Below are 16,947 nucleotides of genomic sequence, written 5' to 3'. Positions count from 1 at the left end.
TGCCAGCTAGTGTATGCCCTGCGAGTACCGGTACCCTTTCATCAGCGCGGGCACGCCCGCGAGACGATGCTGTCGAAATCTTGCGTGGCCCCGAGCGTGCCGAACGTGTGGCCCCAGTTCCCGCCAAGGCGGGTGTTGCAGAAAGCCGCGAACACGGCCGTTGGCGCACTGCGGGCGAGCAGGGCGGCCTGCACGGCCAAGGCCACGTCCTGCACCAGGCGCCGCGCCTCGCCTTCGCTGGACAGGGCTTCCAGCCGCCCGGGCAGGCTGGCAGCCGCCTGATCGAGCGCAGTGTGTATGCCGCGCGCCAAGTCCAGCTCGGCGCAGAGGGCGGCCGCGGCGTCGGCCTGCCTGAGGGCCCGGAGCAGGTCCAGCGCCATGATGTTGCCAGCCCCTTCCCAGATGGAGTTGACCGGCATTTCCCGGTAGATGCGGGCCATGACGCCTTCGCCGTCCTCCTCGACATAGCCGTTGCCACCCAGGCATTCCATGGCTTCCTGGGCCAGGGCGCTGCCGCGCTTGCAGATCCAGAACTTGGCCACGGGCGTGAGCAGGCGGCACATGAGCTGTTCATGGGGGTCTTGCGGGCAGTCGAGCGCATGCGCCAGACGCAGGGCCAGGGCCGTGGCTGCCTCGGACTCGAGTGCCATGTCGGCCAGCACGTTTTTCATCAGCGGCTGCCCAGCCAGCGGCTTGCCAAAGGCCTGGCGCTGCGCGCAATGATCGGCGGCCAGCGCCACGGCACGGCGCATCAGTCCGGCGGTGCCCAGGGCGCAATCCAGCCGGGTGAGCCTGCCCATGGCCAGAATCTGGGGAATGCCTCGCCCCTCTTCACCCACAAGCCAGGCCGTGGCCTGGTCGAACTCTACCTCGGCACTGGCGTTGGCGTGGTTGCCGAGCTTGTCTTTCAGGCGCTGGATGAACAGGCGGTTGCGGCTGCCGTCCGGCAGAACGCGCGGCAGGAAGAAACAACTCGGGCCAGCCCCGGTGTGGGCCAACACAAGAAAGGCATCGCTCATGGGAGCGGAAAAAAACCATTTGTGGCCAGTGATGCGGTGGCGCTGGCCCCAGGCATCGGTTCCCTCGGCGGTGGCCCTGGTGGTGTTGGCGCGCACGTCGGAGCCGCCCTGTTTTTCGGTCATGCCCATGCCCATGGTGAGGCCGGTCTTGGCATTCCAGGGGCGCAGCGGCGCGTCGTAGCAGCGGCCGGTCAGGCCCTGCGCCCAGTCGGCATGCACGCCGGGGTTGGCCTGCAGCGCGGGCGTGACCGCGTAGGTCATGGAGATGGGACAGAGGGTGGAGGGCTCCACCTGGGTGAACAGCATGAAGGCTGCCGCGCGGCGCAGGTGGGCATGCCCCCGCGCCTGTTCGTCAGCGGAAAAGGGCGTGCCGTGCAGCCCGGCGCGCATGGCCGCCGCCATGAGCACGTGGTAGCTGGGGTGGAATTCCACCTCGTCGATACGATGCCCTTGCCGGTCGTGCGTGCGCAAGCGGGGCCGGTGAACGTTGGCCAGGCGGGCATGGGCTTGCATCTCGGCACTGCCCAGGCGCTGGCCGAGCCCCGTCAGCTCCGCAAGGTCGAGCTGGGGCGCATGAAGCCGCAGGCTGGCCTGCATGGCCTGGTCGCCGCCGAACAGGTTGTCGTCCAGCAGTGGCTGGGGCTGGTTGAACACGTCATGGGTGGGCCACATCTGCGTCTCCTGTGGTGCCTGCCGGTCTGCGACCTTAAACCCGCTGCGCCCCGCTGGGAAGGGGGGCGGGCGCTACACTCGCGCATGCCTTGCGAGTCCCCCGATCACCTGACCGAACCCGTCCCTGCCAACACACCGTGCAAGCCGCGCGCCATCATCATCGGCGCTGGCCCGGCTGGGCTGATGGCAGCCGAAGCCCTGAGCGCCGCGGGTGTGGAAGTGCATGTGCATGACGCCATGCCGTCGGTGGGGCGCAAGTTTCTGCTGGCGGGCATAGGGGGGCTGAACCTGACGCATGCGGAGCCGCTGGAACGTTTTGTGACCCGGTATGGCGAACGGCGGACCGAGATTGCGCGCTGGCTGGGCCGTCTGGGCCCGCAGGGCTTGAGGGACTGGGCCCAGGGGCTGGGCATCGACACCTTCGTGGGCAGTTCACAGCGGGTGTTCCCCACGGACATGAAGGCGGCACCCCTGCTGCGCGCCTGGCTCCACCGCCTGCGCCACCCCGGCAGCGGCGTGCCCGTTCAGTTCCACATGCGTCAGCGCTGGAACGGCGTGTTGCACCGGGAGGAGGGCACGGGAGCGCACCGCTTCGTGCTGGAGTTCGACACACCCAACGGCCCCCATGTGGCGCGTGCCGATGCGGTTGTGCTGGCGCTGGGCGGCGGCAGCTGGGCCCGCCTGGGGTCGGATGGCGCCTGGCAGAGCTGGCTGGCAGGCATGGGGGTAGGCGTGTCACCGTTGAAGCCGGCGAACTGCGGTTTTGACGTTCGCACGGGCGCCACGGTGGGCTGGAGCGACTACATGGCACAGCATCACGCGGGTACGCCGCTGAAGTCTGTGGCGCTGTCGTACGCACCACCGGGGCAGCCTGTCTGGACGCGCAAGGGCGAATTCGTCATCACGGCGTCGGGCATTGAAGGCAGCCTGGTGTACGCGCTCTCGGCCCGCCTGCGCGATGACCTGGAGCGGCTGGTGCAGGTCACCATTCATGTGGACCTGAAGCCCGACTGGAGCGAGGAGCGCGTGCTGGCAGCCCTGCGCCGCCCGCGCGGCAAACGCAGCCTGTCCAAGCACCTGCATGCAACGCTGGGTTTGCAGGGTGTGCACACCGCCTTGCTCCACGAACTGCTGGACAAGGAGACTCTCGGCAGCGATGAGCGCCTGGCGCGGGCGGTCAAGGCGCTGGCGTTCAACTTGCACGCCCCCCGGCCGCTGGACGAGGCCATCAGCAGTGCGGGCGGGGTGCAGCTTGAGGCCCTGACCGGTGACCTGATGCTGCGGGAACAGCCCGGCCTGTTCTGCGCGGGAGAGATGCTCGACTGGGAAGCCCCCACCGGGGGTTATCTCCTCACCGCGTGCATGGCCAGCGGCCTGGTGGCGGGCGAGGGCGTGCTTGCCTACCTTGGCAACGCTCAGGTCTGCGGCACGGCAGACAGTTCGTCCTGATAGTTGCGGGCGATCTGGTCGATTTCTTCAGCGTGCGCGGCCAGCGCCTGCACGCAACCAGCGTCGAGCTTGCCTGCGGCGGCCATGCGCTGAAGTTCTGCGATGGTGGCTTCGGTGGTCCAGCCGTTCTTGTAGGGGCGCTGGCTGCTCAGCGCGTCGAACATGTCGGCAACCGTCACGATCCTGGCTTCCAAGGGGATTTGGTCGCCCTTCAGGCCCCTGGGGTAGCCGCTGCCGTCCAGCAATTCGTGGTGGTAGGCCACGATGTTGCGCATGATGGAGGCATCAGGCATCTGCCCAAGGTCGAAATCGCCGATGATGGTTTCCAGGATGGCGCAACCCTTTTCGACGTGGCTTTCCATCACCTCACGCTCCACGGCATTGAACTTGCCCGGCTTGAGCAGCACCTTGTCAGGTATGCCGATCTTGCCGATGTCGTGCAGGGGCGCGAACTGGTAGACGTTTTCCACGAATTCGTCGGACAGGCCGTACAGGGGAGCGACACCCTTTGCAATCAACCGCGAGTAACGGGCCATGCGCTCCAGGTGAGCCCCAGTCTCGAAATCCCGCAGATTGGCGAAGTCGCGCGCCACCTTGGCCGAAGCCAGCACTGCCTTCACCGCGGATAGCTCACTGGCGATGGCCATGTTGAGCAAGGTGCAGTAGAGCACCAGGTCGCGCTGGATCAGCGGGGTGAAGGCCGAGGGCTGCACCGAGTCGAAGAAGATGAAACCGATGAGCGCCCCGTTGCCGTACATGGGCACGGTGAAGGACGAGCGGTAACCCTGTTCCAGCAGCCAGCGCGAGTGTTCGGTATTCGCCTGGATGACGCTGGGGATGTCGTCAAGCACACGAAAACGGCCAGAACCGGCGAGTTCGTAGAGCGAGCGGCTTTCGGACAGCTTGAACTCGTAACCGGCGATGGGTTCACCATGGCGGGTGCTGTTGATGAAGGTCTTGAGCGTGTCCTCCACAGGGTCGTAGAGCGCGCAGGCAATGCGGTCAACAACGTCAGTGCGCTGCAGCAGATCGTCATGCATCTGCTGCAGCCTTCGAGACAGCGGGGTGTGGCTCTTGAGCCAGTCAGTGAGCAGACCCGGACCGGGCCTTGGCTTGACCAAAGGTGCCAGCATTGAAATCAACTAATCAAAAGATAAAATATGCAACGCAAATATACCAAAATTATAACACTCATGCCCGGCATTAATCACCATAGTGGGCGAGCGCCCGTTCTAACATGGTTCGCACTTTCTGTCGAAGCCCGGCAGGGGACTCCACGACGCATGCAGGGCCATGCCGCAGGATGTCGCCCACCAGCTCCCGGTCGTCGCCGTAGGGGATGCGCAGCCGGTAGGAGCCGTCTGGCAGCCACTGCGCCTGCTGCTCGGGGTGCCAGTTCTCGCCGCTGACCCAGCGTGCCCGGTCGGGGCTGAAGCGCAAGACCGCCCATGCCTTGGCCGGCCCGCTGAAAATGCCATACGTGGCTTGTGTGGCACTTTGCAACTGCTCGGGCGGCACGTCGATGGCCGCCTCGTCCTGCAGCACTTCGCACTGCTCGATCGCGTCCACGGCGAAGCTCCTGAGGGCCTGGCGCCAGTGGCACCAGGCGTCCAGGTACCAGTTGTCGCGGTAGCGAACCAGTTGCTGCGGTGACACGGTGCGCTGGGTGGTCTGGGTGGTTTCCCGGTTGAAATGGCGCAGCTGCAGCCGCCGCCGGGTAAGGGTTGCCAGGGCAACGGCTTCGAACGCTGCGGGAGGCAGGTGGCGCTGGCCCGCATGCACAAGGCGGATGCGTTGTGCCAAGGCCACGTTGTCCAGATCTGCGTCATGCAGCAGCCGGGCCAGCAGCTCCTTGAGCGGGGCCAGCTTGTCAGCCATCAGGCCGGGCACGAAGTTCGCCAGCAGGTGCTGCAACGTGGCCAGGGCCACCAGTTCCTGCGAGTTCATCCAGAACCCGGGCAGCTCGCGGCTGCCATACCCGGCAGCCAGCCGGTACCCGCCGTGCAGCCTGTCGTATTCCACCTGCAGGTTCAGGCGGTCGCGCAGCTTGGCCAGGTCACGCTTGAGTGTTGCAATCGAAATGCCAAGCGTGTCCATGAGTTCCTGCGTGGGCACGGCGTGCCGGCTGGTGAACAGGCTTCGGTAACGGTACAGGCGGTCTATTTCACTCATGGCTGGATCATCCCGGATTTCCGTATCGTTTTTTGATACGGATGGACTTTATCGTTGAAAACAGCGTGGCGTGGGCCGCGATCAACGAGGAGAGCACCATGTGGAATCTGGTCAGGAACTGGATGACGAAAGGACTGAGCCGTGCAGCGGCGATCAAGACCGAGAACTGCCTGCCCATGAGCAGCCCCTGGGACATGCCGGCCTGCTGGCGCCAGGAGCTGTCTGGCGACCGGCTGCATTGACCGCCCGGCAAGGCCTGGCGCTCCCGGCAGCCGCTAAGATCGAGCGCCCAAGGCCAAGACATGCAAGCAGCGAACCAGCCCATATTGAAAGACATCGTCCTCGTCGGCGGGGGGCACAGCCACGTGGGGGTGCTGCGCAACTTTGGCATGCGGCCCATGCCCGGGGTGCGCGTCACCGTCATCGGCACGGACACGCACACACCGTACTCGGGCATGCTGCCCGGCTACGTGGCGGGGCACTACGCCTTTGACGACGTGCACCTGGACCTGCGCCGGCTGGCGACCTACGCTGGCGGGCGGTACTACCAGGACGAGGTGATTGGCCTGGACCGCGATGCCCGCCTGGTGCTGTGCAGGAACCGCCCGCCTGTGCCCTATGACCTGCTGTCCATCAACACGGGCTCCACCCCTTTGACCAGCGGTGTGCCGGGCGCAGACGCGCACGCGACCCCGGTCAAACCTGTACGGCATTTCAACAAGCGCTGGGAGCTGCTGCTGGAGCGCGCGCGCCAGAGCGACGCACCGCTGCGCGTGGCGGTGGTGGGCGCCGGGGCGGGGGGAGTGGAGTTGCTGCTCTCGATGCAATACCGGCTGAACCGGGAGCGCGTCTTGAGGGGGCTGGGCCACGTACCGCTGTCGTTCGACCTGTTCGACGCCGCTGCGGACGTGCTGCCCACGCACAACAGAACCGTGCGGCACATGATGCGCGCCCACCTTGTGGCGCGCGGCGTGCACTTGCACCTTGGCGAAAAGGTGAGCGCCCTGTCGCCAGGAAGCGTCCAGGTGGGCAACCGGACCCTGGGCCCTTTTGACGAGATATTCTGGGTGACGATGGCGGGCGGCCCTGCGTGGTTGAACGGCACGGGCCTGGCGCTGGACGAGCGCGGCTTCGTGAAGGTGCGCGACACCCTGCAGACGCTGGACGACCCCCTGGTTTTTGCCGCTGGTGACGTGGTGGCCTGGCAGGGTACCCCTCTTGAGAAAGCAGGCGTGTTTGCCGTGCGCATGGGCAAGCCGCTGGCAGACAACCTGCGGCGCCAGCTGCAAGGGCAGGCGCTGAAGCACTACCGGCCGCAGCGCCACTGGCTGGCCTTGATGGGAACCGGCGACGAACACGCGGTGGCATCGCGCGGCCCCTGGGGCTGGCAAGGCGGCTGGGTCTGGCGGTGGAAGCGCAGCATTGACGAACGTTTCATGCGAAGGTTCACCGGATTGCCCCCGCGCATGAGCGCGGACCGCAACCTCGGCCCAGTGCCTGGCATGGCCTTGAGCGACGAGGAAACCCGCCAGGCCCTGGCCGCGCAGGCCATGCGCTGCGGCGGTTGCGGCGCCAAGGTGGGCAGCAGCGTGCTTTCTCGCGCGCTGGCCACCATCCATGTGCAGCCGCAGCCGGGCGTTCTGGTGGGGCTGGACGCCCCAGACGACGCTGCCGTGGTTCGCGTGCCCGCCGGACACCTGCTCGTGCAGACGGTCGACTTCTTCCGTGCCTTCATCGACGACCCGTACGTCTTCGGGCGCATTGCGGCCAACCACGCCCTGGGCGACGTCTACGCCATGGGCGCCACACCGCACACCTGCACTGCCATAGCCACCGTGCCCCCCGGGCTGGAAAGCAAGGTGGAGGACACCGTTCGCCAGTTGATGTTTGGCGCCGTGGATGTGCTCAACGCAGCGGGTTGCGCGTTGGTGGGCGGGCACACGGGAGAGGGGCAGGAACTGGCGCTGGGCTTTGCCATACAAGGGCTGATGCCCGACCAGGCATCGGGCCATGGCCCGATGGCGGCGGGCATTGCCATGACCAAGGGCGGCATGCGTCTGGGGGAGCGGCTGATACTGACCAAGCCGATAGGCACTGGAACGGTCATGGCCGCCCATGCGCGCATGCTGGCCAAGGGCCGCTGGGTCGATGCGGCACTTGCTTCCATGCAGCAATCCAGCAGAGATGCGGCCATTTGCCTGCGACAGCACGGGGCCAGCGCCTGCACCGACGTCACCGGATTCGGTCTGCTGGGCCATGCACTGGAAATGGCACGGGCATCCGGGGCCGGACTGACGGTGTCGCTGGACGCCGTGCCCCTGCTCGATGGCGCGCTGGAGCTGGCACGCGCCGGGGTCTTGAGCTCCTTGCAGCCTGCCAATGTCCGCCTGCGGCGCGCGATTGCGAACCACGACGAGGCCAAGTCTCACCCGGTGTATCCGTTGCTGTTCGACCCGCAGACGGCAGGCGGCCTGCTGGCGAGTGTGCCCGCGGACAAGGTTGCCTCCTGCCTGGCGGCCTTGCGCACTGCAGGGTACGCAGACGCCTGTGTCATCGGTGAAGTCCTGCCACTTGGGCTGGGGGAGGGCGCTGACACGCCCATCCGCCTGCTGTATTGAGAGCGGCCGCTCATGACTGCCCCCGACCTGCCACGTGGTTTCATGGTGCTCCAGGGCAACCGCCTGGAGGATCTGCGCGACCTGCTCGTCAGCACGCTGCAGCGGCAGCCGCTCGGGCCGCTGGAGCCCGAAGTCATGCTGGTGCAGAGCAACGGCATGAAGCACTGGCTGGAACTGGCGCTGGCCAGCGACGAGGCCCTGGGCATCTGTGCCGCCACCCGCATGGCCCTGCCTTCGGCCTTTTTGTGGCAGGCCTACCGCGCTGTGCTGGGCCCGCAGCAGGTGCCCGAACAGCTGGCGCTGGACAAGCCCGCATTGCTGTGGCGGCTGTGGCGGGTACTGCCGCAGTGGGTGGCACAGCGCGCCGTGTACGCCCCACTGCAACGCTACCTGGCCAGCGACGCCGACGGCCGCAAGCGCTACCAGCTGGCCCAGCAACTGGCCGACGTGCTGGACGGCTACCAGAGCTACCGCGCCGACTGGCTGGCCGATTGGGAAGCAGGCCAGGACCAGTTGCGCAACCCGCACGGGCAAGGCATGCCGCTGCCCGACGATCAACGCTGGCAAGCCCAGCTGTGGCGCGACGTGCTGGCCGACTTGGCCCAAGGTGGCCTGGCCAGCAACCATGTATCAAGGGCAGACGTGCACCAGCGCTTCATGCAGGCGCTGCGGCAATGGCCGGCACAGCGGCTGCGTCCTGCCGGGCTGCCGCCCCGCATCACCGTGTTCGGCATCTCGTCGCTGCCCATGCAGCAGGTAGAAGCGCTGGCTGCCCTGGGGCAGCTGTGCCAGGTGCTGCTGTTTGCCCAGAACCCGTGCCAGTACCACTGGGGCGACGTGGTGGAGGGGCGCGAATGGCTGCGCCAGCTTGAGCGCCGCCGCCGCGAAGGCAAACCCGGCCAGCAAACGCTGCTTGCACCCGAACTGCTGCACACTCAGGCCCACCCGCTGCTCGCAGCCTGGGGCCAACAGGGGCGCGACCACCTGCACCTGCTCGACGCCTTCGACCTGCCGCCGCAGTACCGCCAGCGCTTCGACACCATCGACGTCTTCGTCGACCCTGCGGCAGAAACCAAACCCACCCGGCTGGCCCGGCTGCAGGCCGACATCCTGCACCTCAACCCGCCGCCCGCCGAACCCGAAGACCTACCGCCCGATGGCAGCATCGTGCTCACCATGACCCACTCGCACCAGCGGGAAGTGGAGGTGCTGCACGACCAGCTGCTGGCCTGGTTCGATGCCGACGCCACGCTGAAGCCATCTGACGTGATGGTGATGGTGCCCGACATGGCGGCCTTTGCGCCTCACATCCAGGCCGTGTTCGGGCGCTTCGTGCCGGGCATGCTGCGGCACATTCCCTACAGCGTGGCCGACCAGTCCGCCAGCCAGTTGCCCCTGGCGCGGGCACTGGCCGCGCTGCTGCAACTGCCCCAGTCCCGCGTGACGCTGGCCGACTGGATGGATGCGTTCGAAGCGCCCGCCATGCGGCAGCGCTTCGGCCTGGGCGAAGACGACGTCGATCTGCTGCGCACCTGGCTGGTGGACGCCGGGGTGCGCTGGGGCCTCGACGCGGAACACCGCCGCCACTGGGGCCTGCCTGCAGGCATGAGCGACGTGGACCAGAACACCTGGTCGTTCGGCCTGCGGCGCATGTTGCTGGGTTATGCCATGGGCGACGGCCCGGCCTGGCAGGGTGTGGCACCGTTGGGTGCAGTGGGGGGGCTGTCTGCCCGCCTGGCGGGCGCCTTGGCGCAATGGCTGGACGCGATGGACGCCACCTGGCGGGACCTGCAACAAGCGCGCACGCCTGGCGGCTGGGCCGCCACGCTGCGGGGGCTGGTGGACCGGTTCTTCCAACCCGTGGACGACACCGAGGAGCGCGAACTCCAGCGTCTGGTGGCGCCCCTGGGCCCCTGGTTGCAGCAGTGCGCCACCGCCGGGCTGGACGAGCCCGTGCCCCTGGTGGTGGTGCGTGACCACCTGCAGGCCCAGTGGGAAGCCGCCGCCTTGCACCAGCGTTTCTTCGGTGGCGGTGTGCAGTTCGCCACCCTCATGCCCATGCGTTCCATTCCGTTCCGCGTGGTGTGCCTGCTGGGCATGAACGATGGCGACTACCCGCGCCGCACCACCCCGCGCGATTTCGACCTGATGAGCACCTACCGCCGCCCCGGCGACCGCTCGCGCCGCGAGGACGACCGCTACCTCTTCCTGGAAGCGTTGCTGTCTGCCCGAGAAAGACTCTGGATCAGCTGGTGCGGCCGCCGGGCCAGCGACGATGCCGAGCAACCCCCATCGGTGCTGGTGGCCCAGTTGATGGACGCCTGCGCCGCCTACTGGCAAGACCCGCCCCAGCCCTGCCTGCAACCCTTGCAGCCGTTTTCAGCCCGTTACTTCGAGCCCGCTGGGCCGGGCGCGCAGCCCCTGTTCAGCACCTACGACACCGACTGGCAGGCCGCGCACAACGGCCCACAACCGCCCGCGCCAGACGGTGCGGCGGCCCCCATGCCACATGCCCTTGACCTGCCAAGCCTGGAACGCTTCGTGAAGGAGCCCGTGGAGTGGCACTGGCGCGAGCGGCTAGGCGTGCGCTTTCCGGCGCTGGACGAGCTGCCCGACGACGCCGAACCGTTCACGCTGGATGGCCTGCAACGTCACCGCCTGGGCGCGGAGTTGCTGCGTTCGGGCGATCCCGCACAGGCACAGGAAACCATCCACCTGCGTGGGGAGCTGCCATTGGGCGGCGTGGGGCAACGGCACGCGCGCGCCTTGCGGCGCGAGGCAGACACGGTGCTGGAACGCGCACAAGGCTGGTTGGCACACTATCACCAGACGGCCCGCCCCGTGAATGTGTCCTGGACCGTGGGCGCACACACCATCACCGGTGTGATCGAAGACTTGCGGGCTGCCCCAGCGGGACTGGAGAGCGATTGCCTGGGCACCTGGCTGCAATGTGAGATGCGCACTGGCGCCGTCACACACAAAGTGGGGGGAGCTTTGGCGCCGCGTGCCGACCTGTTGCGTGCCGCTTGGGTACGCCATGTGGCGCTGTGCGCCACTGGAACCCCCGTGACCACCGCATTGCTGGGGCTGGACAACGCCGTCTGGCTCAAACCAATGCCCGCCGGGCAGGCGCAGGCCTTGGGCGAACGCTGGCTGGCTGCCACCCAGGAAGCCTGGCAGGCGCCGCCGCCCGTCAGCGGCAAGGCGGCCTTGGCCTACGAACAGGCCCGGCAACTGGCCGACGGTGATGACAGATCTACCCACTGGCGCGCGGCGCGCGACGTGTTCGAGGGCACGCACCTGCGCACCGGCGAACAGGAGCGCTCCCCCTACCTGGCGCGCAGCATTGCCACGTTCGACGACATGACCGACATCTTGCCCCGCTGGGCCGCGCTGCTGTACGAGGACCTGCTGCGCCACGCCCGCCTGGGCTGGCCACCGGGCTTGAATACGGGCGATGACAACGAGGAGGGCAGTGCATGACCACGCCCACCATCCTGCCACTGGACGTGCTGGGCATGCCGCTGCGCGGCCGCCAGATCATCGAAGCCAGCGCTGGTACCGGCAAGACCTGGACCCTTGCCGCCCTGTACCTGCGGCTGGTGCTGGGGCATGGCCGCACGGCGGACGATGCAGCGGACCCGTTCGCTGCCGCGCTCATGCCGCCCGGCATTCTGGTGATGACCTTCACCGAAGCCGCCACCGCCGAACTGCGCAAGCGCATCCGCGAACGGCTGGCCGAGGCTTGCGGCTTCTTCCGCCAGAGCGGCGCCGAGGGCGACGCCTTCCTGCACGCCCTGCGCGGCAGCTACCCGCCCGAGCTCTGGAATGCCTGCGCCCACCGGCTCGATCTGGCCGCGCAGTGGATGGACGATGCCGCCGTGTTCACCATCCACGCCTGGAGCAACCGCATGCTGCAGGAACATGCTTTCGAGAGCGCCAGCCTGTTCCAGCAAAGCGTGGTGGAAGACGGCCAGACCCTGCGGCTGGCCGTGGCGCAGGACCACTGGCGCCAGCACTTCTACGACCTGCCGCCTGAGGCGGTGGACGCCTTGCTCGATGTGGCCAAGGACCCGGCGCACCTGCTGGAGCGCATTGCCGAACGCTGGCAGGCCGCCGACCGGTCGCCTGACGCAGATGCCGGCATGGGCAGCGGCACAGAGCCACCATCGCCCCGGGAACTGCTGCTGCAGGCAGGCCGCTGGCAGGCGGAGCTGCCCGCACTGGAAGCCGCCGCACGCGCCGCGTGGACGCCAGAATGGGTCGACGCCATCAGCGCCGCTGCCGCCAGCAAGGCCATCAAAGGCCACCCGCCGCACTACCTGCCCGGGCGGCTGGCCAAGATGGCCGCATGGCAGCAGGGCGGGCAGGTGGACGAAGGCGTGCTGCAGCGCTTCACTGCCGCCGCCCTGGCCGAAGGCTGGCCCGCAGCACCCGACCTGTCGCCCCTGGTGCCGCTGGACGCCTTGAGCCACCACCTGCGGCAACGCCCCGATCTGGAAGACGCCGTGCTCGACCACGCCGCCTGGGCGTTGCGCCAGGCCTACAGCCAGCGCAAGGCACAGGCCGCGCAGTTCGACTTTCAAGACCTGCTGCAACGACTGCACCACGCCGTGCAGGCGCCTGACGGCAGCCTGGCCGCCGCCATACGCCGCCAGTTCCCCGTGGCACTGGTGGACGAGTTCCAGGACACCGACCCCTGGCAGTACGGCACGCTGGAGCGCATCTACACCGGCGCTCAGGCCGACGCCACAGGCGCCACGCTGGTGATGATCGGCGACCCCAAGCAGGCCATCTACAGCTTCCGCGGCGCTGATCTGCCCACCTACCTGCGGGCCCGTTCACAAGCCCAGGCCATCCACACGCTGGACGGCAACCACCGCTCCACCCCCGCGCTGGTAGACGCGCTCAACCACATCTTCGAGCAGGCCGAGCGGCCTTTCGGCGACATTGGCTACCCCCACGTCCACGCCCGGCGGCCCGACGCACCCGTGTGGGACGGCCCAGACGCACCCACCGCCGTTACCGTCTGGCACACGCCCCTCGATGCTCCACTCAACGCCAGCGCCTTCGAGCAAACCCTGGCCGAGTGCTTTGCCGACGCCATGGCCCGCATGCTCGCCCAAGGCCATGCCCAGCCGCAGGACATGGCCGTGCTTGTGCGCAGCGGGCGCGAGGCCGACCTGATACGCACCGCCCTGGGCCAGCGCGGCGTGCGCAGCGTCTACCTGTCGGAAAAAAACAGCGTGTTCGCCACCCAAGAAGCCCAAGACCTGTGGCGCCTGCTGAACGCCTTGCTGCAACCGCGCAACGGCAGCCTGCTGCGCGCCGCACTGGCCAGCGCCACCTGGGGCCTGTCGCTTGGTGAGCTGGACCACCGGCTTCACAACGAAGCCGCGTGGGAAGCCATGCTGGAAAGCGCCTTGCGCTGGCAGTCCGTCTGGCGGCAACAGGGTGTGCTGCCTGCACTGCACCGCTGGCTGCACGACGAGGGCATACCCGCCCGCCTGCTGGGGCAGGACACCCAGGGCGAGCGGCGCCTGACCAACCTGCTGCAGATAGGCGAATGGCTGCAGGCCGCCAGCGCCGAACTGCACGGCGAAGCGGCCTTGCTGCGCCACCTTGAAAATCAGCTGCGCCAGCCCGGCCTGGCGGGCGACGCGGCCCAGCTTCGCCTGGAAAGCGACGAACGGCTGGTGAAGGTGGTGACGATGCACAAGTCCAAGGGCCTGCAATACCCGCTGGTGTTCCTGCCCTTTGCCAGCGCCTTCCGCCGTGACGATGGCGGCGAGGAGGGCGCTGATGCCCTGGCCGAGAACATGCGCCTGCTCTACGTGGCCCTGACCCGTGCCGAACGCGGCCTGTGGCTGGGTGTGGCACCGCGCGCGCAGGAATTCACCGCCAAGGCCACGCGGGGCAAGAGCGCGCTTTCCGCCTTGCTGGGCCGCCGCAGCGCCGACGATCTGCCTAACCGCCTGGCCGCGTGGGCGCAACACCCGCACATCACCGTGGCGCCGCTGCCCATGCCTACGGGCGCACATTTCACCCCGCCAGGGCAGGAAGGCCCCAGCCGCAGCGCGCTGCAACCTGCGCGTGTGCTGCACAGCCACTGGTGGACGGCCAGCTTCAGCGCCCTGGTGCGCCCGGGCCGTGACCGTGTGGCCAGCACTGCAACCAACGCCCCCACCTGGGCCGAGGAACGCTGGATGGACGCGCAAAGCGACGCCGCCCCCACCACCGAAGCCGAAGCACCGCACGAGCCCACGCCCTTCGACGCCTTCCCCGCAGGCAGCGCCTACGGCACCTTGCTGCACGACCTGCTCGAATGGCAGGCCCTGCGCGACTGGCCCATCGCCGCTCCTGCGGGTAGCGAAGAGGCGCAGGTGCATCAGCCCGACTGGCAAGCCTACCTGCAACACCGCACCCAGTCCGAAGGGTTGTCCCCGGAAGACGCTGCCCTGCTGCCGCGCTGGCTGCGCCTCATTGCCACGCGCGAGCTGCCTTTGACCGGAGCGGGCACAGCGCAAGCGCCCCTGCGCCTGGCCGACCTGCACACCCGCCGTGCCTGGGCCGAAATGGGTTTTTCGCTGCCCAGCGCCACCTTGCCCGTGGAGCGGCTGGACGCGCTCATCACCCGCCACCTGTGGCCCGGTGAGCCCCGGCCCGCCCTGGCGCCGCGCACGCTGGGCGGCATGCTCACCGGCTTCATGGACCTGGTGTTCGAACACCAGGGCCGCTACCACGTGCTGGACCACAAATCCAACAAACTGGCACGCTACACCCCGCAAACCATGCGCCAGGCCATGCTGGAGCACCGTTACGACGTGCAGCTCACCCTCTACGTGCTGGCCCTGCACCGGCTCTTGCGCGCACGCCTGCCCGGGTATCGCTACAGCCACCACATGGGCGGCGCGGCCTACCTGTTCTTGCGCGGCATCGACGAGCCCGGCGCGGGCCTGGTGCACCTGTGCCCGCCGCAGGCGCTGATCGAAACGCTGGACGCCTGGCTTCGTGGTGCGCAAACGCCTGCCCCCACCGGCGAGGAGGCCACCGCATGAGCACGCCACTGCCCCCGCTGCACGGCGTGCCGGAGCAAGCCCCCTTTACCGCGCTGGACCGCGCCTTTGCTGCCTTTTTGCAGGAACGCCTGCCCAGTGCCGACTCACGCCACACCTGGCTGGCCTTGCTGGTGAGCCACCTGCATGGCCTGGGCCATGCCCGGCTGGATTTGCCCACCCTGCACGCCGCGCCACAGCAGATGCTGCCCACCTGGCCAGACACCGCACGCGGCCTGTTGCCGCCCGGCCTGGACCTGGCCGCCGACACCTTGCCCTGGGCCGGGCGTGGTGACGGCACCGAGCCACTGGTGCGGCAAGGCAGCGCCCTGTACCTGCGCCGCGCCTGGGTGGCGGAACAGCACATCCTGGCCTCGCTGCAGCAGCGGCTGACACTGGCGCAGCCTGCTCCTGCCCAGCTGCCGCCCTTGCTGAACGAGCTGTTTGGCCCAGTGGTCCAGGGCAAGGTGGACTGGCAGCGCGTGGCCTGCGCATTGGCCGCACGTGGCAAGCTGCTGCTTCTCACCGGCGGCCCAGGCACCGGCAAAACCACTACCGTCGCCCGCCTGCTGGCCATGATGCAGTCCCAGGCCGTGGCCGCTGGCGTACCCTTGCGCATCCACCTGGCGGCACCCACCGGCAAGGCCGCCGCGCGGCTGGGCGAATCCTTGAGCGCTGCGCTGCAGCGCCTGCCCACAGCCTATGGTCAGGCTCTGCAAGCCTACCCGCCACAGGCCCCCACCACGCTGCACAGGCTGCTGCGCCTGAGCCCCACGGGCGACCACCCGCCCGCGCAGCCGCTGGCCACCGACCTGGTGGTGGTGGACGAAGCTTCCATGATCGACCTGGAAATGATGGCCCGCCTGCTGGCCTGCGTGCCAGAACAGGCGCGGCTGGTGCTGCTGGGTGACAAGGACCAGCTCGCCTCTGTGGAGGCGGGCGCCGTGTGGGCCCAGTTGTGCGAGGGCGCGGAACAGGGCGGCTACGACGCCAGTACCGTGGCCTGGCTGCGCGAACAGGCTGGTTGCGACGTGACGGCCTGGCAAACACAACCACCCCAAACCACCGCCAGCCCCGCCCAGCGCGGCCTGTGGGACGAGCCCGCGCCCGCGCAAGCATCATCTCCCTGGGCGCAACACACTGTCATGCTGCGGCACAGCCACCGCTTCAACGCCCAGGGCGGCATTGGGCAATGGGCGCAGGCGCTCAACACGGGCGACGTGCAGCAGGTGCACACGTTGTGGCAGGCTTTGCCCGCCTGGGCACCGGGCGAGGCTGCAACCATCACCCGGCTGGACAGCACCGCTACCCGTGGCCAAGCCTGGACGGCATACCTGCGGCAAGGCTGGCAAACCTGGCTGGCCGCCATGGAGCCCTGGCGTGCTTGGAGCGACAACGCCACGTCGCACAATGCGCCGCAGGAAGGGGTGGATGACACCCAAGCCCGCGAACTGCTGGACGCCTTTGCGCGCCTGCAACTGCTGTGCGCCGTCCGCGAAGGCCCCTGGGGCGTGCAGCAGGTGAACCGCGCCGTGGCCCAGGCCCTGCACCTGCCGCTGGACGGCTGGTACGCCGGGCGGCCCGTCATGGTCACCCGCAACGACAGCGCCCTGGGCTTGATGAATGGCGATGTGGGCCTGTGCCTGCCGCACCAGGGCCGCCTGCGCGTGGCCTTCCCGCAAGGGCAGGTTGGGGTGCGCTGGGTGGCCTGCGCCCGGCTGGAAGCGGTGGAAACCGTCTTTGCCATGACCGTGCACAAATCGCAGGGCTCCGAATTCGACGCCGTGCTGCTCATCGTGCCCGACCGCATCAGCCCGCTGCTCACGCGGGAGCTGCTCTACACCGCGCTCACCCGCGCCAAGACGCGCGCCACCTGGCTGGCAGCAGCGCCAGACGTGCTGGTGCAGGCAGCCGGGCAGAGGGTTTGGCGCAGTGGCGGCCTCGGGCACAATCCCTAGCCTT

9 protein-coding genes are annotated in these 16,947 nt (G+C 68.4%); 6 read left to right on the top strand and 3 right to left on the bottom strand.

Going from position 1 to position 16,947, the window contains the following annotated elements; genetic code table 11:
- Positions 1-41: 41 nt before the first annotated feature.
- Positions 42-1,691 carry an isovaleryl-CoA dehydrogenase gene (locus ACYVHH_RS08665; RefSeq protein WP_460564737.1) on the bottom strand — a complete coding sequence of 550 codons (1,650 nt, stop codon included), beginning with the start codon at positions 1,689-1,691 and terminating at the stop codon, positions 42-44.
- 84 nt (positions 1,692-1,775) lie between these two features.
- Between ACYVHH_RS08665 and ACYVHH_RS08660 the strand changes: the two genes are divergently transcribed.
- The gene (locus tag ACYVHH_RS08660; protein WP_460564736.1) at positions 1,776-3,140 is read left to right on the top strand and encodes a BaiN/RdsA family NAD(P)/FAD-dependent oxidoreductase; all 1,365 of its coding nucleotides are present in this window, start codon (positions 1,776-1,778) and stop codon (positions 3,138-3,140) included.
- On the opposite strand, the gene ACYVHH_RS08655 is transcribed toward ACYVHH_RS08660, so the two are convergent.
- A complete protein-coding gene (locus tag ACYVHH_RS08655; protein WP_460564735.1) occupies positions 3,107-4,273 on the bottom strand; it encodes an HD-GYP domain-containing protein in 1,167 nt (388 codons plus the stop codon). The genes ACYVHH_RS08660 and ACYVHH_RS08655 overlap by 34 nt on opposite strands.
- Before the next feature lie 70 nt (positions 4,274-4,343).
- On the bottom strand, positions 4,344-5,312 hold the full coding sequence (locus tag ACYVHH_RS08650) for a helix-turn-helix transcriptional regulator (RefSeq protein WP_460564734.1): 969 nt from the start codon (positions 5,310-5,312) through the stop codon (positions 4,344-4,346).
- Positions 5,313-5,353: 41 nt separating this feature from the next.
- Between ACYVHH_RS08650 and ACYVHH_RS08645 the strand changes: the two genes are divergently transcribed.
- Genes ACYVHH_RS08645 through recD form a run of 5 tightly spaced genes read left to right on the top strand, consistent with a single transcriptional unit; the run spans position 5,354 to position 16,943 of the window.
- Entirely contained in the window at positions 5,354-5,554 is a 201-nt protein-coding gene (locus ACYVHH_RS08645; protein WP_460564733.1) for a hypothetical protein, read from the top strand.
- A gap of 60 nt (positions 5,555-5,614) precedes the next feature.
- Complete coding sequence (gene selD, locus ACYVHH_RS08640; RefSeq protein ID WP_460564732.1) at positions 5,615-7,930, top strand: selenide, water dikinase SelD; 2,316 nt, start codon at positions 5,615-5,617, stop codon at positions 7,928-7,930.
- A 12-nt stretch (positions 7,931-7,942) separates the two neighbouring features.
- Positions 7,943-11,413, top strand: coding sequence for an exodeoxyribonuclease V subunit gamma (gene recC, locus ACYVHH_RS08635; protein WP_460564731.1), 3,471 nt, complete (start codon positions 7,943-7,945; stop codon positions 11,411-11,413).
- Positions 11,410-14,988, top strand: a complete 3,579-nt coding sequence (gene recB, locus ACYVHH_RS08630; protein ID WP_460564730.1) for an exodeoxyribonuclease V subunit beta — start codon at positions 11,410-11,412, stop codon at positions 14,986-14,988. Before recC ends, recB begins: the two co-directional genes overlap by 4 nt.
- Positions 14,985-16,943 (top strand): exodeoxyribonuclease V subunit alpha, encoded by a 1,959-nt coding sequence (gene recD / locus ACYVHH_RS08625; RefSeq protein ID WP_460564729.1) that lies wholly within the window; start codon positions 14,985-14,987, stop codon positions 16,941-16,943. The genes recB and recD overlap by 4 nt, the downstream gene beginning before the upstream one ends.
- Positions 16,944-16,947: the final 4 nt, after the last annotated feature.

Source organism: Hydrogenophaga aquatica (assembly GCF_054780915.1).
Note: the sequence above shows the minus strand (reverse complement) of the source record. Positions and strands in the feature narration are given on the sequence as shown.